A 26,310-nucleotide genomic window follows, 5' to 3' on the forward strand; every position below is an offset into this window, starting at 1 on the left:
TTTCCCTTCTGTGGTTGCTGGGCGAGAGTGCTATCCCCCCAGGTGAAGAACCGCCTGCATAGGTAACGGTTGCCTAACAGTTACTGAATCGTGAGAGTGTGGCTAACAGAGTCGAGGTTGACGATCCAGTACCCTTTCCACGGCTCGATCTGCGGGTTGTCGTTGAGCATCGACCATGAATCGTAGGTAGTCCCGTTCCACCAGTAAACGCCGCCACCAATCTTGTTGGTAACGATGGCGACACCGAGTGACTGGCCGTCGATCAGCCAATTGGACGCGATGTCTTTCAGGTTGTTGGTTTGGGGATCGGCGACCATGGTCCAACCAGGCTTAAGGGTGACGGTGGCACTGGCAGGGCCGGGGTTTCCCGCGTAAACGAGCATGGTGCTGCTGTTTGAGGTCTTGGCAAAGTATCCCTTGCCGGGGTTGAGTTTACTCACCGTGGCATAGGAGCCGAGCACGGAATTGCTACTTTCAGGGGTGGCGCCACTCGGTATCCATTCGTAGATGGAGCTCACCGTACTGCCGAAGATCGTGGTCGGATTGACACCAGTCGTTTCATAGGGCACCGCGACGATGTTCCAGCCGTTGTACAGCGGAGTGTGGATGGTCAGGACGGTTGTCAGGGTCGGATCGCTGTCCGAGCTCACACTGTACTGGTAAATGGTGTTGGGCAGAAGCGTCGAGGTGTCGGTAACATTCGTGCTGGAATTGCTCGATATGAGCGTATTCACGGCCCCGCCTCCCGTACGGTACACGGAGAAGGTCGAGCCGGTTTTCGTTCCGGCGAGGTCCAGGCTCGGTTGGCCGGCAACGGCAACGGGTGCGGTGGCCACAGAAATGTTGGAGGCGGAGCACGATGCGTTTGCTCCTCCACTGGTACCGCTGCACACCCAGGTCCAGGGGCCGGCTCCGGCTACCGTGCCTGCTGAGCCGGCGGAACAGAGGTTGGTCGCGGGGGCGGTGGCGAACGCCTTTCCGTTGGAGGAACCACAGCCACCGTAGACGGCCAAGGGAGCGACGGAAACGGCAACGGTCCCGCTCACGGTGGTGTAATCGGCCCCGTCATTCGGGGTAAAGGTTACTGCGGCGCTGTAGCTTCCCGCTGCCGAGGGTTTCGTGTCCGGCGTCGTGAAGGTGAAGGTACCCGCAACTGAGCCACTTCCGCCGGTGAGGGTCGACGAGGAGAGTGGCTGGCCCAACGTTATGCCGCTCGCCGCCGGCAACGCGGTGATTGCAGGGGTAGCCTTGGCGACCTGCACGTTCACGCTATCGGTCACGGCGTTGTAATCGACCGTGTCGGTGGGAGTGAAGGTGATGGCCGCACTGTAGGTGCCGGCGGTTGGGGGGACGACGAGAGGCGTCGTGAAGGCGAAGGTGCCCTGGGCGGAGCCAGACCCGCCGGTGAGGGTCGACGAGGAAAGTGGCTGGCCAAACGTTATACCGCTCGCCACCGGCAAGGCGGTGATTGCGGGGGGAGCCTTGGCGACCTGCACGTTCACGCTCCCGGTCGCCACGTTGTAATCGACCGTGTCGGCGGGGGTGAAGGTGATGGCCGCACTGTAGCTGCCGGCGGTTGGCGGGACGACCAGAGGCGTGCTGAAGGAGAAGGTACCCGGGACGGAGCCAGACCCGCCGGTGAGGGGGGACGAGGAGATTGGCTGGCCAAAGGTTATGCCGCTCGCCGTCGGCAACGCGGTGATTGCGGGGGTTGCCTTGGCGACCTGCACGTTCACGCTCCCGGTCACCGTGTTGTAATCGACCGAGTCGGCGGGAGTGAAGGTGATGGCCGCGCTGTAGCTGCCGGCGGTTGGCGGGACGACCAGAGGCGTGCTGAAGGAGAAGGTACCCAGGACGGAGCCAGACCCGCCGGTGAGGGTCGACGAGGAGAGTGCCTGGCCAAAGGTTATGCCGCTCGCCATCGGCAACGCGGTGATCGCGGACGTAGCCTTGGCGACCTGCACGTTCACGCTCCCGGTCACCGTGTTGTAATCGACCGAGTCGGCGGGAGTGAAGGTGATGGCCGCACTGTAGCTGCCGGCGGTTGGCGGGACGACCAGAGGGGTGCTGAAGGCGAAGGTGCCCGGGACGGAGCCAGACCCGCCGGTGAGGGGCGAAGCGGAGAGCGCCTGGGTGTAGGTGATCCCCCCCGCTGACGGCAAGACCGTTATGCTCGGGGTTGCCTTGACGACGGTGATCGTGAAAGCGGGCAGAGAGGCCGTTGCGCCGATGCTGTTAGTTGCGCTGATACTGATATCGGAGTAGGTCCCTGCGGTTGTCTGGCCGGTCAAGGCGCCGGTGGTACTGTTGAACGTGGCCCAGGAGGGCTTGTTGGTGATGCTGAAGCTGCTGGCGTTGGTGGCGGTGGGGGTGAAGCTGTAGGCGGTTCTCGCGGCAACGTTGGTGGCGGGCGTACCGGAGATGGTCGGAGGGTACACGATCGTGTAGCTCGCCGTCTGGATAGATTCGGCATTACCGGCGTTGTCGGTGGAGTAAAACCGCACGATGCCCGATGCGGACATTCCGATGGCAGCGCTGTACGCTGTCGCCGGAGAGCAGCCGGAGCCTAGGCAGTAATAGGTCGCGGAACATCCCGGAGTCGGACCGGACATTTTGCGGACCGTTTGGTTTAATTCATCGGTGATGTAAAGGTTGGTTCCATCGGAAATGACACTGTCGGGGTTGTTAAACACCGCCGCTGAGCCGATGCCGTCCGCCGAACCGGGTATCCCGACGCGTCCGGCCAGTGTAGTGACCCCGCCTGTGGAGATAACTACCTTCCTGATAGTTTGGTTATACCTGTCAGCAACATAGAGGTTGGTGCCGTCGGTGGAAATCCCCCAGGGGCCGTTGAACCTCGCGGTGGACCCAGCGCCGTCGGCAAAGCCTGATACCCCGGCGCTCCCCGCCAGCGTGGAAACCTCCCCCGTGGCGATGCTGATCTTTCTGATGGTACTGTTCTTCCAGTCGGCCACATAGAGATAGGTGCCGTCGGTGGTGATGCCGTTAGGTTGATAGAATCTGGCCGCGCTGCCGAAACCGTCCGCGGAGCCGGGTGATCCCGCTGATCCGGCCAAGGTGGTTACGGCTCCCGACGCAATCACGATCTTCCGAACCGTATGGTTGAACAAATCGGTGACATACAGGTTGGCTCCGTCCGTCGTAATAAAATTGGGGTAATTAAAGAGGGCGGAGGTGCCAACTCCGTCCGTCGTACCGGAAACGCCCGCCCTGCCGGCTATGGTGGTCACGGCACCCGTAGCGATGACTACCTTTCGGATCGTGTTGTTTCCCCTGTCCGCCACGTACAGATTGGTTCCGTCAGTGGTAATCCCCACCGGGTAGTTGAAGGTGGCGGCTGAGCCAACGCCGTCTGCTGAACCTGGGTACCTCGGAATACCGGCCAACGTCGTCACCGCTCCCGTGGTAATCGAGATCTTCCGAATGGTTTCATTGTTGTAGTCAGCCACATAGAGATTGGTCCCATCGGTGGTGATGCCCGCGGGAGTGGAGAACGCCGCGGCGGCGCCAACACCGTCGCTGTAACCGTACACCCCCGCACTCCCCGCAATGGTCGTTACGGCGCCACTGAGGTTCAAAGACGCGCCCTGAACGGTACCACCCAACAAAAGGGTCGGATCGGTACAGGTGAAGGCTACACTCTGCGCGCCACTGTACGTTCCGGTCGGCGGAACAGCAGTGGTGACCGGCGGGGTTATATCAGCACCAACAACCAGAGAAGGTAACAGTTCTATGGTTAGCAGCGCTACTATCGCCCCGATGATTGTTCTGTACATCCACTTTGACATAGCGATAACTCCTTTGTTTCTGCCTGCGCCACTCTTTGGCAGAAGGGGCGCTTCACCTACGGGCAAAGTACTTTTTGATTCAATAAAATTTGTCGACCAATGCCGTCAAATCAACAGAGCTCAGAGGTGACGCACTGTGCCTACGTATGAGAGAATTGCTTGGTGCTCCAGCGATAAAGCCTTGCACGCATGCAATATAAGATCCAATGCTAAAACCCATTAAATTCTTAGTTTCTTTGTGTGAGTGTGCCTAGTATTTACGTGAAATAGCGGCAACAGTGACTGACGGTAAGCATTTTCGCGTAAATTCAAATAGGCTTCGTCCGAAACGACGCGAATAAGAATAGCCTGGCACTGTCTTAGTCGAGAAGCCCCCGCTCCTTTCACCGTCCTATGATGTAATTGCACCCGATTCTTCAGGATAGACTTGTGCGGCTTCCGCACCTTGATGCCTGCTGTTTCTTTTCTAGTCGTGGAGGGGTTGATCAGGTGAAGGCTGCCGTAACAGAAGCGACTGGTTTTCTCGGGGGGGGGCGTTATGCCACCGGCTCTTGGCTGAGGGGTGGCGGGGCCTGCTAGGGGACATACTTGAGATTTGATATTTGGTGGGGATTCAGGGGACTAATACCGATAATTGAAGGACACATAAAAAAACCTGGATTTCGGAAATTAAACCAGGTAGAAGCCGCCTTCGTCTTGCGTGATGGTGCAGGAATAGCGGAAGGTGCTCATCTTAAATCCTCCTTCGTCAGGCCCAAGTCCGCAAGCATTGAGGCCAGAAGGCCGATGGGCTCAGCACCACTCATGACAAAATTTCGGACAAAAATGTCCGCATGTCAAGCCGGATATATGGTCAAAGAAAGGAGATTGGGGAGAGCGTAGCAGAAATTATGCTCGCTTGAGAGGGTGGCCTAACATCCATTCGTGGAGAGCGGTATCGATGCGCGACTGCCATCCGGTACCTGTCGACTTGAAATATTCCACAACATCGGGAGATAGACGGATAGCGACAGGAACCTTTGTTACCTCGGCTTTCGGACGACCTGGTTTACGAACGACTTTTGCACCAGAAAAAAATGCAGCTACCTGTACAGCGTCGTTAGGATCATACAGATCCGTATCAGGATCGTATGCTATGGGAGAATCTGAAGCAGCGTCTTTCTTGACTTGCTCCCAATCACTCTTCGAAACCTTTTTCGAGCCAGGCATGATATGCCTCCCTTTCATGTTTATGAGCCCTGCGAAAACTGATTATGCGTGCTTTCTCTCCAGGGAGCCATATAACAGTAAGAACCGTGAGTACCTCCGCAACATAGGCAAAGGCTTGGCGCCGGACCTCGCCGTTGCGGATGACCTCGAATACCAAACGGTAACGATTTGAAAGGACCAGCCCAGCATCGGCGAAATCAAGCTGGTGCTTCTCGAGGGTATATACAGTAATTAATTGGCTGTCAAGGGAAGGCAGCGATCAAGGGCGTGGTGGGCGACTTCCTCCTCTAGCGGAAGTGCCCACCTCCGTTTCGGCCGCGGTTAAGGCGATGGCTGGGCTGCGATCAGTTCGTCGAGGTGCTTGAGGACGGCGCTGCAGGTGGCTTGAACCGCCGTTATGTCGCCTTTCATCGATTGAAGCTGCTCCGGCTTCAGTTTTCCCAGCGCCACCCCGTCCACTTTCTTCGCGAAGGCGGACACGAACGACACGTCTACTTCCTTCTCCTCAGTCGGCTTGGCCGGCTGCTCCTTCTCGATCACCTCTTCGGTAATGAACCCTTTATCCTTGTACTTCTTGTACAGCGCCACCATCTTGGCCCGGCTCTCTGCCTGGGCGATCTTTGCCAGAATCTTGATCGGCGCCCGAGGGTTTTGCCGAAGGTCGTCCTTCACGCTGTCCGGCAGCTTGTTGAGCGACAGTAGGGTGTTGGTATGGGTTGAGCTCAAGCCGATCCGGTTCAGCAGGTCGGAGGGCTCGTAGCCATGCCTACCCCTGAGTGCTTCAAGCGCTTCCGCTTTTTCGATGGCGGTGAACGGTTCACGCAGCAGGTTCTCCACCAGCATGATCTCTTCCGGGTCCCCTTCGGTGACGATGGCGGGTATTTTCGATAGCATCGCTAAGGGTGCCGCCAAGCAGCGCCGATACCCCGCAGCGATGCAGAAGGTTCCCGGTTGGTCGGGGTCGGGGTAGACCAGGACAGGCTCCATTACCCCATGCACGGCGATGGATTGGGCAAGGTTCGCCAAAGCCTCCTCGTCGAAATATTTCCGCGCCTGGTTAGGGTTCGGATGGACGATGGCGAGAGGGAGGTCGTAGAGCTTCCCCTTCTCGTACTGTACAGCCGTAGTCGTTGCCATAAATGCCACCTCCTGTTTGTAAGATTGGTAACTTTTAACATATTCACGACTTCTGTCAAACCTGAGGCACCAAAATGCACATTTGGTTAAAAAGCGGTTAGAAACGTCTTAAGCCATGGGAATTGCAGAGTTTTACCGGAAAAACCATCAGCCCCTACAGGCGTCCCCTCGGAGCGGGAGCAAATGGTGGTACTGCGGCTATTTACCCGGAATTACATGGTAATTCCTTCTCGCCAGGAGGCCGGAAGATCCATGAGAGATAGGGACCTACCCCTTCAGGACAGTCTAAACGGGTACACCTTTCGGTTGCCGGCGAGGGGGAGGCTGATAGACTTCCCACATGCCTACCCTCGCTCGCCTAGACCAGGTCGAACTTCTCCAGCACGTCATCGTCAAAGCCGTCCCGGGCCAACGGCTCTTCGAGGACGACAATGACCGTGACATCTTCCTCAGGATACGGGATCCTCTCCTCGCCCGGACGGAGACCCAGTGCCTCGCCTGGGTCCTGCTCCCCGACCACTTCCACCTCCATCCCGGCAAGGCGGTAGCCGCCGAATTGGGCGTCGCCCACTCAACCATCTGTGCCGGAGCCCTGGCAGGAGAAGCCCTCCTCCACAGCGACTATCGCCTCTACCGCCTGCGGCGGTGAACCGCGCCAACGAACGGTGCTCGATCACACCGGCCCCCTCCCCACCCAGGTTCCCTAACGTTTGAAAAAGGCGTCAACAAAAGATCTGGTAGGCATGGCTCGGCCAGTTTAAGTCCCGTCCGCAGCCGGACTCCACAGTTAAGAGTCTTGACCGGTCGAAATTCCTTACCTATACTGCATGGTAAGGAATACATGCGGAGGTAAGAAATGCTGGCTACTATCACGTCGAAGGGACAGGTCACCATACCGAAGGAGATCAGGGAGCGGCTTTCCTTGCGATCTCAGGACAAGATCGATTTTGTCATCGAAGGAGATCGGGTCGTACTTTTGCCCGTCAAGACGCTACTGGATCTGAGGGGTGCGGTGAAACCGCGAGGCGGCGGCGATTTTGAAGAGGAACGGGGCAAAGCGAAACTGGCGGTTGCAGCCAGGGTGGCTGAGGAAGAGGCTGAGTGAAAAGCGCATTTATCGACACCAATCTTTTTATTCGCTACCTCACCAACGACCACCCGGATAAGGCAGATCGGGTTGAGCGACTGCTCAGGGATGCGGCAGCCGGCGGAATCAAGCTTGTCACGGTCGAGATGGTCATTGCCGAGGTGGTGTGGGTCCTTGAGTCTTCCTACGGACTAACATCGGTAGAGGTTGCTCCCTTGATCCGGGGAATCCTTGCCACCGAGGGACTTGAGGTGATCAACGGAGCATTGGTAGCCAATGCGCTGGATAATTACGAAGGGAAAAATATCGATTTTATCGATGGTTACCTAGTGGCCGCCATGGAGAGCCGGAGTGTTTGCGACCTGTACTCCTTTGACCGCAAACATATTAACCGCATCAAAACAATCACCAGGAGAGAGCCATAAAGCAGAGGGGGGGCGCCAACCAGGGCCTCTGCCAAGACCGGGGAGAGGTGGATCAGCCAGGGAAGCTGATAAAGACCAGGATTTAACGAAAAGGAGAATGGGCAATGGGGTTCATTGCCGCGTTTTATACGCTGCACGAAAATGATTCGGATGCTCTACTTGCCGCGGCCAAACCTGATATCAGATGGATTGACACGGCAGTTTTCATGTTCAAGAAGCCAATGGAGAAAGAGATCGATCACTTCCCGAATTTCCTGAGGGATTGTGCCGTTGGGCAGGAGGAATACGCCTTCTCGGGTTACGGCTTCTGCGATCTTGACTCTTTGCTGGAGAGAAGCGCAGGGTGGACACTGTTTGGGCTCGGCAACTGCGACCTCGCCAACAAGCTGTCTGAGGTACGCGCCACTCAGATCGCTGTTTTCGATGGCAATGCAGCCAAACTCGCACTTTCAAAGCTTAACGGTATTGCCCTTGAGGAGTCTCAGGTCAGGAAGTACTTCCAGGAGAACCATCCTCCTGAAGACGAAGGCCCGGGAACAGAGGCCGTCCTCGCGGCCTATGAGATCGGCAAACACTGGCTGGCTGCCGTGGGTGACAAGGAAATCGGCCTTTTGATCCTGGGAGAGTGAGGACGAAATCTTTGCAATAAGCGGCAATTTGACGGCGCCTTCTTGGAAAGCTATAGTACGTCGTGGATAGATTGATTGAGTGGACCGTTGTGGGAGTAGAGCGAATGGCTAAAGAGATAGAAAGGATCATTGCGGAAACAATGGAGCTTGAGCGAGATGAGAGGGCGCACCTTGCCGGAAAGCTGCTTCTCAGTCTGGACGAGCCAACCCCGTCGGAGTTGGAACGCCTCTGGCTGGATGAAGCAGAGCGCCGGCTTTCCGATTACCGGGAAGGCAGAACCAAGGGAGTACCGGCGGACGACGTCTTTCGCCGCGCCGTGGCGGAACTTACTTGAAGGTCGAGTTCCTCCCCGATCCTGTCCCAAACCGCCTGAACCATTGGTGGGCGGCCGTTGAATGGAGGAGGGAAAGGAGACATACCATGAGAATCGATGTTACCAAGGTCGCACCGGAAGCTTTGAACGCCATGCTGGGAGTAGAGAAAGCGGTACACGCCAGCGGATTGGAGGAGTCTCTCCTCGACTTGATAAAGCTTCGCGCGTCACAGATCAATGGATGTGCCTACTGCATCGACATGCATACCAAGGATGCGCGCGCCAGGGGTGAGACGGAACAGCGGATCTATGAGCTCGATGCCTGGAGAGAGACCCCCTTTTACAGTGCGCGAGAGCGTGCGGCATTGGCCTGGACCGAAGTGGTGACCGTACTCACGAACGGCCATGTGCCTGACGATGTGTACGAGGAGGCGCGGACGGCATTCAGCGATCGGGAACTGGCCTTCATTACCCTGGCCATCGCCGCCATCAACAGCTGGAACCGCCTGGCGATCGCTTTTCGTGCGGAACCCGGGACCTATCAGCCCCAACACGACCCGATTAAAGCCAACGCCGCCTGAACAAACATGAGCCCTCCAAACCGGCGAGGGGGTCAAACCGGCGAGGGGGGCAGGCACGTTTTAATGATGGAGGAGAAGCTATGCAGAGGCTGGAACAGACACCGGTGACGGGGCGGGAGGATAAAGCGGGACTCTCTCCCGAGTTGGCGGCCTTGTCCGGGTTCTACGAGGCGCTCAACGGACGGGACATCGAGAAGATGGCCCTAAACTGGCTGCAGAGCGACGAGGCGGCGATGGACAATCCGCTCGGCGGGATCAAACGGGGATGGGAGGAGATTAAGTCCGTTTACCAGCGGCTTTTCGCCAGCCCATCTGAGTATTGGTTCGAATTCTACGACTACACCCTGCACCTCGACGGCAACGTTTTCTACGTAGTGGGCCGGGAGCGCGGAGAGTTCAAGATGGCCGGCACCGTCCTCACCATGGCGATCAGGACCACCCGGATCTTCACCCTCCGCGACGGCCGGTGGCAACAGGTCCACCACCACGGCTCGATCGAGGACCCGGATCTGCTGGCCCGGTACCAAGCCGCGGTCACCGGCAGCGCGCCTCCCCGGTAACGAACCGTCGAGCTCACCGTTGGGGCGGGGGGGCAGAGGGCTCCCCACCCTACGGTGCTCCCTTGATCAGACGGCTTCGAAGCTTCCCAAAGGAGCCCCCATCTTCCTTCGCCCCCGATTCCCGGAGCCTTCCCCCCGATTCCCGGAGCCTTCGCCCCCCTAAAGCCAACGGCTCCCCCCTATTCCCGGCCTCTTACCTTCCTTTGCCGGGGAGTTCCCTTCCGACTACCTCCTGAATGAAACGGTCGTCAACGTACCGCGCGGCGACCGGCACCTGCCATCCCGGGCCGAAGGAGCGCCGCTGCACCCGGATGATCGGCGCCGCCTGGTTGCGCTTGAACTGGGCCCGGTCCACCAGCCGGATCGCCCTCTCCAGCGCCGCAGTCGGCGTCCCCGCCAGCTTGCCCAGACACTCCTCCCGCTCCTCGTCCTCGAGCAGGTCGTGCTCGATGAAGAGCATCAGCACCGGGTCGAGGATCTCATACGGCAACAGGGAGTCCGAATCCTTCTGCCCTTCCGATAGCTCGGCGGACGGCTCCTTGGTGAAGATCTCCTCCGGGATGCACCGTTCGGGACGCAGCCGGTTGTGGAGCCTCCCGATCTCGTACACCTGGGTCTTGTAGATGTCGCCCAGGACGTTCAGCCCTCCGCACATGTCGCCGTACAGGGTGCAGTACCCTTCACACACCTCGCTCTTGTTGCCGGTGGAGAGGGCGAGGACGCCGGGACGGTCGTTGGAGAAGGCCATCACCTTCCCTCCCCGGATACGCGCCTGCCGGTTCTCCCTGGTCAGGCGCTCCGGCTCCTTGCCATACACGGCGCGGTAGTTCTCCAGCCAGAGTTCGTACTCTTTCGTGATGGGATCGGAATAGAGCGGGATCCCGAGATTGGCGCAAAGGGCCTCGGAATCGCGGACGCTTCCCGCCGAGGAGAAGAGTTCGTTGGGCATGGTGATCGCGAAGACGTTCTCCGGCCCGAGCGCCTCAACCGCGAGGGCCAGGGTCACCGCGCTGTCGACGCCGCCCGACGATCCCACCACGGCGCCGGTGAAGCCGCACTTCCCCACGTAATCCCTGATCCCGACGATGCTCTGCCGGTAGATGAGCTCGATGTCGTCCATCGGCTGCGGGTTGGCCGTCAACTGGCCGGCGGCAACGGAGGCGGCCACCGGTGCGATGGCGCCCGATTCCCCCACTTCAATGACCGCCAGCGCTTCCTCGAAGGAGGGGAGCCCGTAGCCGATGCCGCCCGACCGTTCGGCGACGAAGCTCGCGCCGTCGAACACGATATCGTCGTAGCCGCCAACCTGGTTCACATAGACGACCGGGCAGCCGCACCTCCTGGCGGCGGCGCCGATCACCTGGTGACGCTTGAGCTGTTTCCTCACGTTGCTCGGGCTGGCATTGATGCTGACCACCAGGTCGAGCCGTTCCCGCTCGAGGTGGGAAACCGGGTCCACCTGGTAGAGCGGGATGTCGGCGGCGTTCCAGGCATCCTCGCAGATCAGGAAGCCGATGCGCTGGCCACGGAAGGTGACCAGCCCGGGGCGGTTGCCCGGTTCGAAGTGCCGCGGCTCGTTGAAAATGTCGTAATCGCACAGGAGGTGCTTGTGGTAGGTGTAGCTTCTCGCCCCGTTCTCGATGAGAGAGAGGCTGTTGAAGAAAGGCTTCCCCGCGAAGGGGTTGCGGGAGATGTGCCCCACCACCACGCCGGCGCGCATGCCGGCCGTCGCCTGCTGCAAAAGGAGGAGCTGTTCGTCCTGCGCATCGACGAATCCGGCCCTGGTGATGTAGTCGTACGGATAGTAGCCGGTCGCGGCAAGCTCGCTGAAGACGATAAGGTCCACCTCGTTGCCGTGACGCCTGACCAGTTCGATCATCTTTCCCACGTTGCCGGGGAGATCCCCCACCAGGTAATTGAGCTGCGCCATCATGATCTTCAGCATGATCGTCCCTCCTTGTCTAAGCGACCGCTTCCGCAGGAATCTGGAACACCTGCATCAGGTAACGCAGGAAGTCCGGGTTGTCGCACATCCCCTTGCCGGGGGAGTCCGAGATCTTCGCGACCGGCTGGTCGTTGCAGTCGACCATCTTCATCACCATGTTCAGCGCCGGCCGCCCGAAATCGTTGGTCAGGTGAGTCCCGATACCGAACACCGGCCGTACCGCGTGACGCACCAGGCGGTGCAGGGCCAGCGCGCTGACCAGCGTGAGGCCATCGCTGTAGACCGCGCTCTTGGTGGCGGGATCGATGCGCAACTGCTGCAGCCGCTCGACCAGCTTCCAGGTCCACTTGACCGGCTGCCCGGAATCGTGACGGAAACCGTCGAGAAGCTTGGCGAAGTAGAGGTCGAGGTCGCGCAGGAAGGCATCCATCCCGACGACGTCGGTCAACGCGATGCCGAGATCCCCCCGGAACTCCTTCACCCAGGTTTCCAGGGCGGCCTTCTGGCTGTCCACCAGGCGCGGCCCCAGGGCCTGGAACGCCTGCAGGTATTCGTGCGCCATGGTGCCGATCGGGGTGAGGCCGTACTTCATGGCAAGCGCCATGTTGCTCGTGCCGCTGAAATTCTCCGGGAGCGCCTCGGCCTGTCTCATCACCGTGTAGTCGTGCCACTCTCTGCTCTCGCGGCGCCGGCCGCCGAAGTCGGCGTAGCGGAACCCCTCCTCGCCAGAGCCGCGCACCATGGCGATCTTCTCCTCCAGACGGCGCTTCGCCTCCGCGTAGTTTTCGCCGGGGTAGGTGCGCCTGGTGAAAACCTCCTGCACGATGGGGAGGACGTAGAGCTCGAAGGGCATGGCGTGGACGATGGCCCCCTGCACCTCGATGACCAGCTCGCCGTCGCGCCCCTCGATCAGCACGTTCCTGCTGTCGAGGCGGAAGATGCGCAGGAAATCGAGGTAATCCCCGGCCAGCGAAGGGATCTTGGCGAGGTAGTCGAGCTCGTCGCGGGTAAAGGTGAGGGAATCGAGGTGCCTCACCTGTTCGCGGATCTCGTCGGCAAACCGGCCGAGATCTACCCCGCGGGTGCGGCACTTGAAGCGATAGCGGGCATGGGCGCCGGGATAGTGGTGAAGGAAGGTCTTCTGCATGGAGAGCTTGTAGCGGTCCGTGTCCATGAGCGTCGTGATGATCGGCTTGTCCTGTTTCATGTCCCCACCTCCTGTTACAGCGAATCCACCACTTCGATGCCGGCGCCCCTCATCTCCCGTATCGCCGCGTCGACGGTAGCTTCCGCGATCCCCCGGCACGCCTCCAGGTTGACGACCACCTCGAACCCCGCCTTCCGCAGCTGCAGCGCCGTGTTCTTCACGCAGTAATCGGTGGCCAGCCCTCCCACGAGGACCGTCCGGATGCCGTTGAGCTTCAGGTATTCGATGACGCCGGTGCTCTGGCGGCCGGAGAGATCGTGGTAGCAGGCGCCGTAGGGGTGCATGTCCGGCTCCACTCCCTTTTGCACGAAGAAGTCGTACCGGGCGGGGTGCGGCAGCCCGTCGATCAGCTCGTGCCCCCTGGTTCCGGCGACACAGTGCATGTTCCAGCGGATGTCGACGTTTTCACCGGCGACCGGCGAGAAGGGAGGTTTCCCCTCCTCCACCTTCCAGACCGCGTTAAGCGGGTGGGCATCCTTCGATCCGACCCGCAGCCTGGCCAGCGAAGCCTGCCGGTTGAGGGGATCCGCCAGGGTCTCGCCACCGGCAACCGGCAGCTCCTCCGGGCAAAGCGGGGTAAATCCCTTCTGCACATCCACGTCAAAGCTTGCCGTCGTTTCCCTGTCGAGTTTCATGGCGCCCTCCTCGTTCAAGTGTCTTTGAGCCACTTATAATATCAATACCGGTGACAGTCAACATATTTTTTTAATAATCAAAGGAGATAGCTTCGTTTTGTCCGCACGCATTTTTACTATTGACAATATGTCACTGTGACATTATTGTTGTGACAAACGGAAGGGAACGTCGAGCGGACGAACCCCAGGGAGGGACCATGGAAGAAAGGCACGCGATTCAGACCTCCGTCGACCCGGTGATCTTCACCGTGTTCGACGGGCAACTGCACACCCTGGTGGTGAAGCGGACCATCGAGCCGTACAAGGGATGCTGGTCCCTTCCCGGAGGGCTGGTGGATACCGAGCAGGACCTGGATCTTCATTCGGCGGCCCTGCGCAAGCTCAAGGAAAAGACCAACGTGGCCGCCCCCTACCTCGAACAGGTGGAAACGGTGGGGAGCGCCAGCCGGGACCCGCGCGGGTGGTCGGTCACCGTGGTCTACTACGCCCTGATGCCGCGGCCGGAGATCGCCCTCGCCGCCACCCACGGCGCCTCGGAGGTGCGCTGGGAGCCGGTGACCGACGGAACGGCCGCCATTCCCCTCGCCTTCGATCACGAAAAGCTGGTGCGGCTTGCCCTTGAGCGACTGCGCGCGAAGGTCGGCTACACCTCGGTGGCCGTGCATCTGTTGCCGGAGCCTTTCACCTTCCTCGACATCCAGCACATCCACGAGGTCATCCTCGGGAGGAAGGTCGAGAAGAAATCGCTGATGCGGCGCTATCTGGGGTCCGGCGTCATCGAGGAGGCCCAGGGGGCGCGGAAAGAGGGGCGGATGAGGCCGGCACAGCTCTACCGGCTGAAGGATAGACGCACCATCCACTACTTCACGAGGACCATGGAAGGCCCGCGGGAGGAGTGACGGGTTGGAAGGAGGAGGCCATGGAAGATCGTCTGGACAGGTTATCGGCACTGGCGGCGGCACAGCTCCTCGCCATCGGCAAACCGGAAAGGCTCTTCTCGCCGGACGAGGAGGCGCTGAAACGGGAATACCGGCACCTCGCCTTCGCCTGGCACCCCGACCGCAACCGCCATCCGATGGCGCCGGAGGTACTCCAGCACATTAACGAGCTGCACCGCGCGGCGCTCGCGAAGCTCGCCAACGGCAGCTGGGAGGGGCGCGGGTCGATGATGCTCTCCTCCAAGTTAGGCGAGAGGTTCCGGCTCAATTTCCAGAGGCGCCGCCCCTTCGAGCTGGGCGAGATGCTGGTCGCCGATTCCATGGTGGCCTTCCTCGTCGACGGCACCCACCGGCCGTTCTTCGACAACGCCGTCCGCACCGTTACCAGCTTCCGCTATGCCTCGGAATCCATGGAAAAGGAGGTATCGCGCTATCTCCCCACCCTTTTGAGGTCCTTCGAGACGGAGGATGGCCGGCTGGTGATGGTGCTCAAGAAGAGCCCGGAACTGCTGCTTCTCGCGGACGTTGTCGAACACTACCGCGAAACCGGCCAGCCGGACCAGTGGCCGCGCCATGTGGCCTGGATACAGAGCACGCTCCATAACCTCTGCTGCTATCTCGAGTGGGCCGGGATCACCCACAACGACCTGTCGCCGCATACCTACTTTATCTCCCCGCTGAACCACAGCGGCGCGCTGCTGGGGGGATGGTGGTACGCGGCACGTCAAGGGGAGAAGCTCCTGGGGGTTCCGGCGCGGAGCTACGAATTGATGCCTTTGGAGGTGAAGGAAATGCAGCTCGCGGACCCGCGGGTAGACCTGGAGTCGGTCCGCTGCCTCGGCCGCGAGGCTTTGGGGGACCCCTCGGGAATGAACCTCCTCCGCACCCGCCCGGCTCCGGAACCGATGCTGGACTGGCTCCGGCACCCCACGACCGGGAGTGCTATCGAAGATTACCGGCTGTGGCGGGAGGAGGTCCTGGTCGAGAGCTTCGGAGCGAGGAAGTTCGTGGAGATGCGCCTTACCGCAGATGACCTGTATGTCTGAGTGACCATCCCCCATCCGGCGGCATCGCTTGCCCGCCGGAGGGACTGACCAAGGCTTCCGGTGCGGCCGGAACGCCTGAAAAGGAGGACGCCATGGGAACGGGACGATTCACCGACGCCGATTGGGACAGGTACACCACCACGCACATCAGGGGGAGATCAACCTCCACGGTCTTCAGCTCAAGGTCGCTGCATCCGGCCCTGAATCCGCACGGGGTCGGCATGCGGGAATCCCGCGACTCTGCCGACAACCCTAATAGCCACGCCATCATCGTCGACGTGGACGTCACCGGATCGATGGGATTTTTGGCCGACGTCATGGTCCGTCAGGGGTGCCACACGCTGGCCACCGAGATCTACGCGAGGAAGCCGGTCTCGGACCCCCACATCATGTTCATGGCCAACGGCGACGTCGAATGCGACCGCGCGCCGCTCCAGGTCACCCAGTTCGAGGCGGACATCAGGATCGCCGAGCAGCTTCGCCAGATCTGGCTGGAGGGAGGCGGCGGAGGGAACAACCACGAAAGCTATCTCCTCCCGTGGTACTTCGCCGCCATGCATACCTCCATCGACTGTTTCGAGAAGCGCGGCAAGAAAGGGTACCTCTTCACGGCAGGGGACGAGGAGCCGCAGATGGTGCTCCGGGCTGCGGAGATCGAGCAGGTCTTGGGGACCAGGCCGCAGGCGGACCTGACCGCTGAAGCGCTCCTTGCCGTCGTGTCGCGCTACTACCACGTCTACCACCTGATGGTCGAGGAGGGGAGCCACTTCCGCAGCTACGGAGACCGGGTGGCAAGCAAGTGGACGAGGCTCATGGGACAGCGTGCCATCCGTCTCTCCGATCACACCAAAATGGCGGAAGTGATCGTCTCCACCATCCAGGTCAACGAAGGGGCCGACCGCGACGACGTGGTCGCCTCCTGGAACGGCGACACCTCGGTAGCGGTGAGGGCCGCCTTGAAATCCCTCACCCGCCGCCAGGAGTTCGGCCTGGGAGGTCTCGTGAGGTTTTTAAGAGGGTAACGCTATGAAAACGGCCAAGGTAGTGATAGGGGCGGCGCTGGGGGACGAAGGGAAGGGTCTCATGACCGACTACTTCGCCAGCGCCTACGGAAGCGATGCGCTGGTGGTGCGTTTCAACGGCGGTGGGCAGGCCGGGCACACGGTGACCGTGCCGTCGGGAGCCTCCCACGTGTTCGGGCACATCGGCGCCGGGACCTTCGCCGGCGCCCCTACCTACCTTAGCCGGTTTTTCGTGGTCAACCCGCTGCTGTTCTTCAAGGAGCGGGATCAGCTCCTGCGGGTCCTTCCCGGCAGCCTGCCGCCGGTGTACGCCGACCGGGACGCCCTGGTGACGACGCCCTTCGACATGCTCCTGAACCAGGCTGCGGAAACCATGCGGGGCGCGGGGAGACACGGCAGTTGCGGCGTCGGCTTTGGCGAGACCATCGAGCGCTGCCTCGACCCGCGTTACCGGACCACGGTGGCGGACCTGGAAGATCTCCCGGGCCTTCGCCGCAAGCTCATGGAGATCCGCGAGAGCTATCTGCCAAGGCGCCTCGCGGCGCTCGGTATCGGCGAGTTGGATGAGCGGTTCGGCACGCTCATCGGAAGCGGCCTCCTTGTCTCGGGCTTTCTGGAGGATGCCGAAGCCTTTGCCGGCCAGGTCGTGGTGACCGGTGCGGACCTGCTCAGGCAGCCCCGGCAGCTCGTTTTCGAGGGGGCGCAGGGGCTGCTTCTGGACGAGACGCACGAGTGGTTTCCGCACGTAACCCGTTCCCGCACCGGGCTCTACAATGCCTCCATCCTCGCGCGGGAGGCAGGCATCGAGAGCCTCGATGTCACCTACGTCAGCCGCGCCTACCTGACGCGCCACGGTGCCGGGCCGCTTCCTTTCGAGCTTCCGGGCAAGCCGTACCCAGGGATCCAGGACCGTACCAACATTCCGAACCCGCACCAGGGGACGCTGCGCTTTGCCTGGCTGAACCTCGACCTCCTGGAGCGGACCATCGCCCGCGATCTCGGGCAGTGCGAAGGGGTGGCGATACGTCCATCCCTGGCCGTCACCTGTCTCGACCAAATCGATGGGCGCCTCACCTATGTCAAAGGGGGGCAACTGAGGGTAGGCTTGCCGGATGATGTCGTGCAGATCGCCCGCTCGACAGTCGGTTTCCCCCGCGTCTACGTCAGTGCGGGCCCGACCCGTGAAACGGTCACCTCGAGGAGTCAAAGCGTGAGGATTTGCCACGACTTGACCGTGGGCGCATCCATATAGGCCCGGAGCTCATCCATAGAGGCTCAGAGCGCATCCAAAGAGGCCCGGGGAGCATCCAAATAGGCCCGGGGTTGTGCCATTGCATCGTTGATGGGATACTGTTCCAGGAGAAATCAAGGGAGATAGATAAGATGAATAACGTGACGTTTACTGTTGCCGATGCGGCGGTTTCCATTATCAAGGCACCGCTGGTCTCCCCCTTCCGTATTGCGACGGGGCAGCACGACGAGCTGGATAACGTCTTCGTGCGTCTCACCACCAGCGACGGGGTGCGCGGGTACGGGGAGGCTGCGGTCGCCTCCCATATCACGGGGGAAACGGTGCCGGGTACGGTGGCCAACCTGAAGTCGGCGGCTGCGGCTCTCAAGGGGCGCACCATCGAATCGGTGGAAGAGGTCTGCCGTGAGCTGGCCCCGTCTTTCGCGGGGAACCATGCCGGGCTTGCGGCGCTGGAGATGGCGCTGCTGGATGTCGCGAGCCGCCTGCAGGGGATCCCCCTTTACCGGCTCTTTACCGGGATCACTTCCAGGGAGCCGGCACTCGCCTTCGCCACCGACATCACCGTGGTCATAGGGTCGCTCGAGGAGGCGCGGGCAACCGCCAGGGAGTTCGCCTCCCGCGGGTTCACGGCCTTCAAGATCAAGATCGGCAAGGACGAGGAGCTCGATCTGGCTCGCATCCTGGCGGTACGGGAGATGGCGCCGGAGAGCCGGCTGATCCTCGACGCCAACATGGGGTTCGATGCGAAGCGGATGCTCGCTTTTCTGGACCGGCTTGATAGCCACGGGTGCCGGCCGGTCCTCCTCGAGCAGCCGGTGCCGAAACAGGACTGGGACGGGCTGGCGGCGATAACCCGGGCGCTCCAGGGATCCGGCACGCTGGTCTGCGCGGACGAAAGCGTCGGCTCGCTCGCCGATGCGCAGCGGGCGGTGGAGAGCAACGCGGTCAGCGCCATCAACATCAAGACCATGAAGAGCGGCTTCTTCGAAGGGGCGCAGATCGCCCGACTGGCGAGTGACCACGGGATACCGCTGATGCTCGGTGCCATGATGGAGAGCGCGCTGTCGATCACCGCCTCGGCGCACCTCGCGGCCGGACTCGGGTGCGTCGATTTTGCCGACCTCGACACCACCTTCTTCATCAAGGGAGATCTCTCCCACTCTCCCTATCTCGACGAGAGCGGAAGGTTCGACCTCGCCGGAGCCGGCCCCGGCATCGGGGTAGACCTCTCAAAATCATGGAACACGGATTAGACGGATGAACACGGATAAAGGCGGATAAAGCAAGAGCCTTTGATGTTACCCAAAAGTTCTGTTTGATCCGCCTTTATCCGTGCAATCCGTGTCATCCGTGTTCAAAGCCTTGAGTCTGCCGTACCTCACCTGGCACCGTTCCTCCCTTGCCCGCCTCCCTCTGTGGTGGGATAATTTCCTGGGGAGGGTCTTCTCATGAGCAAGCAGGGGAGTCCGCCGCTCACCATACAGCGGCTGGAACCGAAAGTGAAACGGGGCCTGACGGTGGTCATCACCGGTCACGGCAAGGGGAAGACGACTTCGGCCCTCGGCATGGCACTGCGCGCGGCCGGGCACGGCATGCGGGTCTGCATCATCCAGTTCATGAAGGGGGACCTCTACGCCGGGGAATGGGACGGGGTGAAAATGCTCGGCAAGCTGGTGGAGTTGCACACGACCGGCAAAGGGTTCTGCGGCATCCTCGGCAACCCCTATCCCTGGAATGAGCACCGCGCCAACGCCCAGGACGCGATGGAACTGGCGAGGGAGAAGATAACTTCAGGGAAATTCGAGATCGTGATCCTCGACGAGATCAATAACGCGGTGAAGCTCAAGCTGGTGGACCAGCCCCAGGTGATGGAACTGTTGGACCTCAAACCTGAGCTGCTCCACCTGGTGCTGACCGGAAGGGACGCACTGCCGGAAGTGATCGAACGGGCCGACACGGTGAGCGAGATTGTCGAGGTGAAGCACGCGTACAGGAAAGACATTGAGCCACAGCCGGGGATTGATTACTGAAAACCTCAGAAGCAATGGAACACGGATGACACGGATTGAACGGATAAAGGCGGATCAGGCAAAGGCTTGAGGGGAACGGCGGAAGCTTTAAAACAAAAACAATAACCGGGAACGCGGATGACGCGGATTGGGCGGATAAAGGCGGATTAGACAAAGGCTTGAGGGGAACTTCAATGCCTTTTGCTTTATCCGCGCAAATCCGTTAAATCCGCGTCATCCGCGTTCTAAGGTTTGCAGTTTGATTCTTATTCTCCGAAGACGCTCACCCGGTTCCTACCGCTCTGCTTCGACCGGTAGAGCGCCTCGTCGGCCTGGGCTACTACTTCCTCGGGACCGACATCGGCCACCATGATCCCGCCGGATACCCCGGCACTCACGGTCACCACCTCCCCCACTTTGCTCTCGGCATGTGGAATCGCCCGCTTCTGCAGCTCTTCTCTCAGCCGGTCCGCAAGCTTCGCCGCCTTGGCCGGTGTCGTGTCGGGCAGCACGACGACGAACTCCTCTCCGCCGTAGCGCGCGGTGAGATCCCCTGCCCGCCGGAAGGTCTCCCTCATCAAAGCCCCCATGGTCTGCAGGCAATGGTCTCCGGCCACGTGTCCGTAGCAGTCGTTGTACTGCTTGAAGAAATCGATGTCGAAAAGGATCAGGGAGAGCGGCTGCCGGCTGCGCACCGCACGCTTGATCTCGGCCGAAACGGTCTCGTCGAAGGTGCGCCGGTTGGCGATTCCGGTCAGGCCGTCGGCCCGCGCCAGCACCTCCAGCTCCCGGTTCTTCTCGGCCAGCTCCCGGCTGAGGGCGTTCAGAAGGTCCCGGCTCCGCTTGAGCTCGAGGTGGTTTCTCACCCTCGCCTTCACGATCGGGACGCTGATCGGCTTGGTGATGTAGTCGATCGCCCCGCAGTCCAGCCCGCGGGTCTCGTCCTCGGCTCTTCCCATGGCGGTCACAAAGATCACCGGAATGGGCGCGGTGACCGGATCCTTCTTGAGGATCTCGCAGACCTGGTAGCCGTCCATGTCGGGCATCATGATATCGAGCAGGATGAGGTCGGGAGCATCCCGCTGGACCACCTTCAGTCCGTCGATGCCGCTTTTGGCGAAGAAGACATCGTAGTCGTCCTGGAGGATCTTGTAGAGGATCTCGATGTTTGCCAGCGTGTCGTCCACGATGAGGACTCTCTGGCGTGTCTTTTGGGCATCAGGCGTGTTCATCGCTTCCTCGCTGGTCCGGGCCAAGCCCGAGTTGCCGCATAATGCCGGCCAGAAGCTTCTCGGCGTCGGCGAAATCGAGGGACTGCAACGCGGCATCCACCCGTTTCCCCTCCTCGGCCGGAAGCAGCGGACGGAGATCGTCCCAAAGGGTCAGGGCCCGCAGGTTGTGGGCCTCCAAAAGCTCGGCCAGCTTCGCTCCCAGCGAGGCGACCCGGTCGCGGTCCAGCGGAGAGGGGGCCGCCGCCGGCGCAGCCTCCTCGACCGCCGCGGCCTCCCACTTCGCTTCCAGGATGGCGATCGAGGCGAGCACCTCGCTAAGCCTCTCCCTGAGCGACGCGACGAGCTCGTCGAGGGCCGCAGGTTCCGCGGAGAGAAGTGCCGCCTCCAGCCGCGAACCGGCACTGAACAGTTCCCCGGCCCCCAGGTTCCCCCCTACCCCCTTGACGGTGTGTACCAGGAGCCGCGCCTTGGCGTATTCCCCGGAGGCCAGGACCTCGTCGAGCTCGGCCAGGGTCCCCTCGTTCTCCCGCGCGAAGCTCAAGAGGAGCCGCTTGAGGAGCAGAGGGTTCTCCACGGTCTTCAGCCCCCGCTCGAAATCAAGCCCCGGCAGCCGTTCCGGGAAGATCACCTCCTCGCCCTCTTCGCCCGCCAGCGGTTCCGCCACGGGGAGAATTTCTTCCCCCTTCACCCAGTGCTTGAGCTTGGAGAACAGGTCGTCCACATCGATCGGCTTGTTGACCTGGTCGTTCATCCCCGCCTCGATGCAGTCGTCGCGCTCGCTCGCCAGCGCCGAGGCGGTCATTGCGATGATCGGGAGCGAGGTGAGTTTCGGGTTGAGGCGTATCCGGCGGGTAGCCTCCAAGCCGCCCATCACCGGCATCTGGACGTCCATCAGGACCGCCTGGTAGAGGTGGCCGTGACTGGCGAGGCGGTCCACCGCCTCCTGCCCGTTGGATACCATGTCGACCCGGGCGCCGCGGTGAACCAGGAGCTCATGGACCAGTTGCTGGTTGAGCGAATTGTCCTCCACCAGCAGCAGACGGACGCCGGAAAGCCCCCCCTCCTTCACGGGCACCTCGGCCGGAGCCGGTTCGGTGACGGCGAGGCTCCGCTCCCCGGTGTGGCGCTGCAGGCAGATCTCGAAACTGAAGGTGCTCCCCTTGCCCACCTCGCTCTCCACCCGGATGGTGCCTCCCATCAGTTCCACCAGGTGCTGGCTGATGGTGAGGCCGAGACCGGTCCCGCCGTACTTGCGGGTGGTGGAGGAATCCGCCTGGGAGAAGGCGTTGAAGAGGGTGGCCTGCTGCTCCGGCGTCATCCCGATCCCGGTATCGGTGACGCTGAAGCGGACCACCACGTCGCCCCCCTCTTCCGCGAGCAGCACCACCCCCACCTCGATACTCCCCTCCTGGGTGAACTTGGTGGCGTTGCTGGTCAGGTTGAGAAGGACCTGCCCGAGGCGGAGCGGGTCGCCGACCAGGATGTCGGGCACCTGCGGCGAACGGTTCACCACGAGCTTGACCGGCTTCCCTTGCAAGGTCGCGCTGGCCAGCGTCGTCAGGTCGGTGAGCACCTTGTCGAGGGAGAAGGCCACCTGCTCGAGCTCCAGTTTCCCCGCCTCGACCTTGGAGAAATCGAGTATCTCGTTGATCAGCCTGAGCAGGATGTTGCTGGCGGTCTGGGCCTTTTCCAGGTAGTCCTGCTGCCGGTCGTTGAGAGCGGTCTGGCGCAGCAGGTAGAGCATGCCGATCACGGCGTTCATCGGGGTGCGGATCTCGTGGCTCATGTTGGCGAGGAACGCGCTCTTGGCCCGGGTGGCGGCCTCGGCGGCGGCGGTGGCTTTGCGGAGTTCCTCCTCGGCCCGCTTCCGCTCGGTGATGTCGAGGAAGGTCACCACTCCCCCCACCACCTGGCCGTCCTGGAGCTGCGGGTAGGACCAGTACTCCACGGCAAAGGGGGAACCGTCCTTGTGCCAGAAGACCTGGTCGTCGCCGTGGAGCCCCTCCCCTCCCCGGAGCACGCCGAGCAGCGGGCATTCGGTGCCGAGGAAGATCGTCCCGTCCAGGTGGCTGTGGTGGATCAGCAGGTGCATGTTCTTGCCGAGCAGTTCGTCGGGATCGTTGTAACCGAGGATCTTGGCGCAGGCGGGGTTGGCGAAGGTGCAGGATCCCCTGAGGTCGGTGCCGTAGATCGCCTCGGCGGTCGATTCCAGCAGCAGGCGGATCCGCTCGTCGCTCCGCCGGAGGGCCTCCTCGGCCTGCTTGCGGAGGGTGATGTCCTCCTTCACCGCCACGAAATGGTGGATCTCCCCGTCGATCCCTTTCACCGGCGAAATGGAGGCGGACTCCCAGTACACCTCGCCGTTCATCCGGCGGTTGAGCAACTCGCCGCGCCACTCGCGCCCGGAAAGGATGGTGTTCCAGAGGTCCTCGAAAAACTCCCTCGGGTGCAGGCCGGAACGGACCAGGCGGGGGTTCTTGCCGATGGCCTCCTCGGGGAGGTAGCCGGTGGTCACCGTGAAGTGGGGGTTGACGTACTCGATGATGCCGTCGCGGTCGGTGATCATGACGGTCACCGGCATCTGTTCCACCGCCAGCAACAGCTTTTGCAGCGACTCCTCGGCCTCCTTGCGGTCGGTCAGGTCCTGCAGGGTCTGGATGGCGGCGATGATCCTGCCGTCCGCATCGCGTATCGGGGCGGCCTCGAAGCTGAGGAAACGGGTGCGTCCTTTGAGGTTGGGGAACCACTCTTCGGCGCAGAGCCCATCGGGGGCGAACGGCGAACGGGCGCACAGGGTGTAGTAGCCGGTGAGATCGAGCTCCCCCTGGTCGATGACGAAATCGGCCAGCACCGGGCGCGGGGAGGGATAGAAAGCCTTCCACGGCTGGCCGCTCGAGATCACTTCGGAGGCGGGAACTCCCGTCAGCTCCTCGCAGGCGCGGTTCCAGATGACGACCCGGTGCTGGGCATCGAGCACGAAGGTGGCAACCGACGAGTTCTGCAGAAGGCTGTCGGTAAAGGCCTCATGGGCCAGCGCGGCCGCCTTCTGCTTATGGGTCTCCTGCACCATCCGGTTGAAGGCGAGCGCCAGGGTGCCGATCTCGTCCCGGGTCTTGATGGAGATCGGCGTCGGCTCCTGGTCGGAACCGGTCATCGACTCGACGTGACGGATGAAAGTGGTAAGGGGGGAGGTCAGCCGGTGCATGAACACCCAGGTGGCCAGCACGGTGAGGGCGAGCGCGGTCACCAGCGTTGCCATCAGGTATCCCCGGGTCTTCTGGAGCGGTGCGTAGGCGTCGGCTTTGAGGTAGCTTGCCGAAAGAATCCAGTCGACCGTCGACAGCCGCTTGTAGGAGGTGAGCACCTGGCGGCCATCGGAATCGATCCGTTCGCCGGTCCCGTTCCTTCCCGCAATGGCATCGTCGAAGAGCGGGTCCCTTCCCGGCGGCGATCCCTTGGAAAGTATCCGCTTGAGATCGCGGTGGGCGATGATGGTGCGGTCCTTGTGGTAAAGGGTGAGGTAGCCGTTTTTGCCGAGGGAGGCGTTGCCGAACTCGGCGAAAAAGCTTGCCTTGCTCAGGTCATGGATCCCCCCCAGCATCCCGACCGCCTCGCCGCGCGGGCCGAATATGGGGGCGGTGAAGATGACGATGGGGACCCGGGGGCGCTGGAGGGAAAGAAGCGGGACCGAGATGCACGGCTCCCCGCTCGCCATGGTCTGCTTGAAGTAATCGCGGTAGGAGAGGTCTTTGCCGACCATGTCGGGATCATGGGGAAGTACCCCGAGGAGCCCCCCCTTGCCATCGAGGAGAAAGATGCCGCCGTCGAAGATGGCCAGGGCTTCCGGCCGGGTGGCGAGAAAGCGGCGCGCCTCCTCCCGGCTTCGCAGCGCCTCGGCAGGAACCACACCGGTGATGGTGGAGAGCTGCTGCTGGGCGATGGCGATCTTCCCCTCGATCTCGCTGGCCATGGCGGTGACCATGGCGAACTGCTGGGAGGAGACCGAGGCGGTGAACTGCTCCTGGAGATACCAGGAGGCGGTCAAGGTGACGCCGATCATGACCGCCGCTACCAGCAGGCAGACCATGACACTCATCTTCGTGGTGAGGCTCAACCTGGGCATATCGTGTACCTGCCGTAGCGGACGTTCCTTCGACGGTTGACGTGCAACTGACAGCTCCCTTCCGGGAGATATTTAAAAAGGTAGAGAGGGAGAACAAAAGCCGCTGCCAATGGTATCGGCTGGATCAGACAAAACCTTTAATGATATACGGCGGATGTTTTCGTTAATTTTACCAGGACGAGCTGCGGAAGAAAGGGCGCGGGAGGAGGATTAAGAGGAGGATTAAGAGGAGGATTAAGAGGAGGATTAAGAGGAGGATTAAGAGGAGGATTGGGAGGAGGATTAAGAGGAGGATTGGGAGGAGGATTGGGAGGGGGATCAGGAGGCGGTGAGCGGGAGACGACTAGGGGGGGCGGCGTGACTGGGGCGGTGCGCTTGATAGTATCGATCAGCCGGAGTAACTCAGTTGGAAGAGTAGCTGATTCGTAATCAGCAAGCCGGCTCGAAGATCGAAGAGCGGGTCGAGCGGGTCGCCGGGGAGTGTCACGGAACTAAAAAGGCCTCTCCCCGATCGGGAAGAGGCCTTTAGTGCTGGGGATAAGGTGGATCAGGCGCGAAGCCCGCTGTAGGTCAGGCCGTCGCTGTGACGCTGGGTGCGGAGACTCCTTTGGTACAGGCTCTTCATACGCCGGGCACGCATCTCGTCCTGGCTGTCCCAAGGGAGGTCCGCGGTACCCGGGGAGGGCTGAAGGTCAGCGCCAGGTGTCGGATTCTTGACGGTGGTGTCAAATATCGAGCAAGAGGTATTAGGGAAGATCTCGGGGAAAACCAGCGGAATTACTCTACCAAAGTGCACTAACGCCGACATTGAGATCTCCTTTGACAACAACAATTCCGTCCAGTGCCAGTATCTCTTTCAAGCAGTATGCCAATGGCAGCAAACGGTAACTCATTGCCTCGGTTGGATGTCTCCCAAGTTGCGCCTTGGAACTGTCCGGCAGGTGAACAGATGGTGTTCAGCCCCGGCACATAAGGCAGAGAGGCTTCGCACATACTTTGACCGTTGGCCGGTTGTGGTCCCTGGTAAAACTGATAGTATACGCTCATTAGTTATCACACACTAAAAAGCGGCTACCGACAGCTCATGACCCGCTTCCTCGAAAAGGTCATGTCCCACGTCGAGATCGGCAGCTTCTCCAGGTAGTGTTCG

At 61.3% G+C, this 26,310-nt stretch carries 24 protein-coding genes; 14 read left to right on the forward strand and 10 right to left on the reverse strand.

Features of this window, described 5'->3' with window-relative positions; genetic code table 11:
- Positions 1-80 precede the first annotated feature (80 nt).
- Positions 81-3,131, reverse strand: coding sequence for a hypothetical protein (locus L4X63_RS12315; protein ID WP_250678935.1), 3,051 nt, complete (start codon positions 3,129-3,131; stop codon positions 81-83).
- A gap of 1,266 nt (positions 3,132-4,397) precedes the next feature.
- On the opposite strand from L4X63_RS12315, the gene L4X63_RS12320 reads away from it, so the two are divergent.
- Complete coding sequence (locus tag L4X63_RS12320; protein ID WP_250678936.1) at positions 4,398-4,691, forward strand: hypothetical protein; 294 nt, start codon at positions 4,398-4,400, stop codon at positions 4,689-4,691.
- Between the two features lie 6 nt (positions 4,692-4,697).
- Here the strand turns inward: L4X63_RS12320 and L4X63_RS12325 are convergent, their stop codons facing one another.
- The 3 genes from L4X63_RS12325 to L4X63_RS12330 form a co-directional block, all read right to left on the reverse strand.
- Positions 4,698-5,018: a BrnA antitoxin family protein gene (locus L4X63_RS12325; RefSeq protein WP_250678937.1), complete on the reverse strand. Its 321-nt coding sequence runs from the start codon at positions 5,016-5,018 to the stop codon at positions 4,698-4,700.
- Positions 4,987-5,274, reverse strand: coding sequence for a BrnT family toxin (locus tag L4X63_RS23890; RefSeq protein ID WP_350339189.1), 288 nt, complete (start codon positions 5,272-5,274; stop codon positions 4,987-4,989). The genes L4X63_RS12325 and L4X63_RS23890 overlap by 32 nt, the downstream gene beginning before the upstream one ends.
- A 65-nt stretch (positions 5,275-5,339) precedes the next feature.
- Positions 5,340-6,155 carry a ParB/RepB/Spo0J family partition protein gene (locus L4X63_RS12330; protein ID WP_250678938.1) on the reverse strand — a complete coding sequence of 272 codons (816 nt, stop codon included), beginning with the start codon at positions 6,153-6,155 and terminating at the stop codon, positions 5,340-5,342.
- 340 nt (positions 6,156-6,495) lie between these two features.
- Here L4X63_RS12330 and L4X63_RS12335 point away from each other — a divergent pair, with 340 nt between their 5' ends.
- From L4X63_RS12335 to L4X63_RS12365, 7 genes are all read left to right on the forward strand, one after another.
- The gene (locus L4X63_RS12335; protein ID WP_250678939.1) at positions 6,496-6,804 is read left to right on the forward strand and encodes a hypothetical protein; all 309 of its coding nucleotides are present in this window, start codon (positions 6,496-6,498) and stop codon (positions 6,802-6,804) included.
- A gap of 207 nt (positions 6,805-7,011) precedes the next feature.
- Entirely contained in the window at positions 7,012-7,260 is a 249-nt protein-coding gene (locus L4X63_RS12340; RefSeq protein WP_250678940.1) for an AbrB/MazE/SpoVT family DNA-binding domain-containing protein, read from the forward strand.
- On the forward strand, positions 7,257-7,667 hold the full coding sequence (locus L4X63_RS12345; protein WP_250678941.1) for a type II toxin-antitoxin system VapC family toxin: 411 nt from the start codon (positions 7,257-7,259) through the stop codon (positions 7,665-7,667). Before L4X63_RS12340 ends, L4X63_RS12345 begins: the two co-directional genes overlap by 4 nt.
- A 104-nt stretch (positions 7,668-7,771) precedes the next feature.
- Positions 7,772-8,296 carry a hypothetical protein gene (locus tag L4X63_RS12350; RefSeq protein WP_250678942.1) on the forward strand — a complete coding sequence of 175 codons (525 nt, stop codon included), beginning with the start codon at positions 7,772-7,774 and terminating at the stop codon, positions 8,294-8,296.
- A 104-nt stretch (positions 8,297-8,400) separates the two neighbouring features.
- Complete coding sequence (locus L4X63_RS12355) at positions 8,401-8,631, forward strand: addiction module protein (protein ID WP_250678943.1); 231 nt, start codon at positions 8,401-8,403, stop codon at positions 8,629-8,631.
- An 86-nt stretch (positions 8,632-8,717) separates the two neighbouring features.
- Positions 8,718-9,191: a carboxymuconolactone decarboxylase family protein gene (locus tag L4X63_RS12360; protein ID WP_250678944.1), complete on the forward strand. Its 474-nt coding sequence runs from the start codon at positions 8,718-8,720 to the stop codon at positions 9,189-9,191.
- Positions 9,192-9,271: 80 nt separating this feature from the next.
- A complete protein-coding gene (locus tag L4X63_RS12365) occupies positions 9,272-9,751 on the forward strand; it encodes a YybH family protein (protein WP_250678945.1) in 480 nt (159 codons plus the stop codon).
- Positions 9,752-9,944: 193 nt separating this feature from the next.
- Here L4X63_RS12365 and L4X63_RS12370 read toward each other — a convergent pair whose 3' ends face one another.
- Genes L4X63_RS12370 through L4X63_RS12380 form a run of 3 tightly spaced genes read right to left on the reverse strand, consistent with a single transcriptional unit; the run spans position 9,945 to position 13,538 of the window.
- The gene (locus tag L4X63_RS12370) at positions 9,945-11,696 is read right to left on the reverse strand and encodes an NAD+ synthase (RefSeq protein ID WP_250678946.1); all 1,752 of its coding nucleotides are present in this window, start codon (positions 11,694-11,696) and stop codon (positions 9,945-9,947) included.
- 16 nt (positions 11,697-11,712) lie between these two features.
- A complete protein-coding gene (pncB, locus tag L4X63_RS12375) occupies positions 11,713-12,903 on the reverse strand; it encodes a nicotinate phosphoribosyltransferase (RefSeq protein ID WP_250678947.1) in 1,191 nt (396 codons plus the stop codon).
- 14 nt (positions 12,904-12,917) lie between these two features.
- Entirely contained in the window at positions 12,918-13,538 is a 621-nt protein-coding gene (locus L4X63_RS12380; RefSeq protein ID WP_250678948.1) for a nicotinamidase, read from the reverse strand.
- Positions 13,539-13,735: 197 nt separating this feature from the next.
- Here L4X63_RS12380 and L4X63_RS12385 point away from each other — a divergent pair, with 197 nt between their 5' ends.
- From L4X63_RS12385 to L4X63_RS12410, 6 genes are all read left to right on the forward strand, one after another.
- Positions 13,736-14,437, forward strand: a complete 702-nt coding sequence (locus L4X63_RS12385; RefSeq protein ID WP_250678949.1) for an NUDIX hydrolase — start codon at positions 13,736-13,738, stop codon at positions 14,435-14,437.
- Positions 14,438-14,457: 20 nt separating this feature from the next.
- Positions 14,458-15,522, forward strand: coding sequence for a J domain-containing protein (locus L4X63_RS12390; RefSeq protein WP_250678950.1), 1,065 nt, complete (start codon positions 14,458-14,460; stop codon positions 15,520-15,522).
- A 92-nt stretch (positions 15,523-15,614) separates the two neighbouring features.
- Positions 15,615-16,544, forward strand: a complete 930-nt coding sequence (locus L4X63_RS12395) for a hypothetical protein (RefSeq protein ID WP_250678951.1) — start codon at positions 15,615-15,617, stop codon at positions 16,542-16,544.
- A 4-nt stretch (positions 16,545-16,548) separates the two neighbouring features.
- Positions 16,549-17,796, forward strand: a complete 1,248-nt coding sequence (locus tag L4X63_RS12400; RefSeq protein ID WP_250678952.1) for an adenylosuccinate synthetase — start codon at positions 16,549-16,551, stop codon at positions 17,794-17,796.
- A 131-nt stretch (positions 17,797-17,927) separates the two neighbouring features.
- A complete protein-coding gene (locus L4X63_RS12405; RefSeq protein WP_250678953.1) occupies positions 17,928-19,049 on the forward strand; it encodes a dipeptide epimerase in 1,122 nt (373 codons plus the stop codon).
- A 195-nt stretch (positions 19,050-19,244) separates the two neighbouring features.
- Positions 19,245-19,826 carry a cob(I)yrinic acid a,c-diamide adenosyltransferase gene (locus L4X63_RS12410; RefSeq protein ID WP_250678954.1) on the forward strand — a complete coding sequence of 194 codons (582 nt, stop codon included), beginning with the start codon at positions 19,245-19,247 and terminating at the stop codon, positions 19,824-19,826.
- Positions 19,827-20,071: 245 nt separating this feature from the next.
- Here the strand turns inward: L4X63_RS12410 and L4X63_RS12415 are convergent, their stop codons facing one another.
- The 3 genes from L4X63_RS12415 to L4X63_RS12425 all read right to left on the reverse strand — a co-directional run bounded on the left by L4X63_RS12415 (position 20,072) and on the right by L4X63_RS12425 (position 25,968).
- Positions 20,072-21,037 (reverse strand): diguanylate cyclase, encoded by a 966-nt coding sequence (locus L4X63_RS12415; RefSeq protein ID WP_250678955.1) that lies wholly within the window; start codon positions 21,035-21,037, stop codon positions 20,072-20,074.
- Positions 21,024-25,160: a PAS domain S-box protein gene (locus L4X63_RS12420; protein ID WP_250678956.1), complete on the reverse strand. Its 4,137-nt coding sequence runs from the start codon at positions 25,158-25,160 to the stop codon at positions 21,024-21,026. Before L4X63_RS12420 ends, L4X63_RS12415 begins: the two co-directional genes overlap by 14 nt.
- Positions 25,161-25,707: 547 nt before the next feature.
- Entirely contained in the window at positions 25,708-25,968 is a 261-nt protein-coding gene (locus L4X63_RS12425; RefSeq protein ID WP_250678957.1) for a hypothetical protein, read from the reverse strand.
- Positions 25,969-26,310 lie beyond the last annotated feature (342 nt).

Source organism: Geomonas sp. Red32 (genome assembly GCF_023652955.1).
Taxonomy (GTDB): domain Bacteria; phylum Desulfobacterota; class Desulfuromonadia; order Geobacterales; family Geobacteraceae; genus Geomonas.

Coding starts and splice junctions, on each gene's coding strand:
- L4X63_RS12350 (WP_250678942.1), top strand. CDS start 7,772: ATGGGGTTCATTGCCGCGTTTTATACGCTGCACGAAAATGATTCGGAT.
- L4X63_RS12390 (WP_250678950.1), top strand. CDS start 14,458: ATGGAAGATCGTCTGGACAGGTTATCGGCACTGGCGGCGGCACAGCTC.
- L4X63_RS12380 (WP_250678948.1), bottom strand. CDS start 13,538: ATGAAACTCGACAGGGAAACGACGGCAAGCTTTGACGTGGATGTGCAG.
- L4X63_RS12415 (WP_250678955.1), bottom strand. CDS start 21,037: ATGAACACGCCTGATGCCCAAAAGACACGCCAGAGAGTCCTCATCGTG.
- L4X63_RS12370 (WP_250678946.1), bottom strand. CDS start 11,696: ATGCTGAAGATCATGATGGCGCAGCTCAATTACCTGGTGGGGGATCTC.
- L4X63_RS12360 (WP_250678944.1), top strand. CDS start 8,718: ATGAGAATCGATGTTACCAAGGTCGCACCGGAAGCTTTGAACGCCATG.
- pncB (WP_250678947.1), bottom strand. CDS start 12,903: ATGAAACAGGACAAGCCGATCATCACGACGCTCATGGACACGGACCGC.
- L4X63_RS12425 (WP_250678957.1), bottom strand. CDS start 25,968: ATGTCGGCGTTAGTGCACTTTGGTAGAGTAATTCCGCTGGTTTTCCCC.
- L4X63_RS12395 (WP_250678951.1), top strand. CDS start 15,615: ATGGGAACGGGACGATTCACCGACGCCGATTGGGACAGGTACACCACC.
- L4X63_RS12330 (WP_250678938.1), bottom strand. CDS start 6,155: ATGGCAACGACTACGGCTGTACAGTACGAGAAGGGGAAGCTCTACGAC.
- L4X63_RS12385 (WP_250678949.1), top strand. CDS start 13,736: ATGGAAGAAAGGCACGCGATTCAGACCTCCGTCGACCCGGTGATCTTC.
- L4X63_RS12355 (WP_250678943.1), top strand. CDS start 8,401: ATGGCTAAAGAGATAGAAAGGATCATTGCGGAAACAATGGAGCTTGAG.
- L4X63_RS12340 (WP_250678940.1), top strand. CDS start 7,012: ATGCTGGCTACTATCACGTCGAAGGGACAGGTCACCATACCGAAGGAG.
- L4X63_RS12325 (WP_250678937.1), bottom strand. CDS start 5,018: ATGCCTGGCTCGAAAAAGGTTTCGAAGAGTGATTGGGAGCAAGTCAAG.
- L4X63_RS12405 (WP_250678953.1), top strand. CDS start 17,928: ATGAATAACGTGACGTTTACTGTTGCCGATGCGGCGGTTTCCATTATC.
- L4X63_RS12400 (WP_250678952.1), top strand. CDS start 16,549: ATGAAAACGGCCAAGGTAGTGATAGGGGCGGCGCTGGGGGACGAAGGG.
- L4X63_RS12420 (WP_250678956.1), bottom strand. CDS start 25,160: ATGCCCAGGTTGAGCCTCACCACGAAGATGAGTGTCATGGTCTGCCTG.
- L4X63_RS12335 (WP_250678939.1), top strand. CDS start 6,496: ATGCCTACCCTCGCTCGCCTAGACCAGGTCGAACTTCTCCAGCACGTC.
- L4X63_RS12410 (WP_250678954.1), top strand. CDS start 19,245: ATGAGCAAGCAGGGGAGTCCGCCGCTCACCATACAGCGGCTGGAACCG.
- L4X63_RS12365 (WP_250678945.1), top strand. CDS start 9,272: ATGCAGAGGCTGGAACAGACACCGGTGACGGGGCGGGAGGATAAAGCG.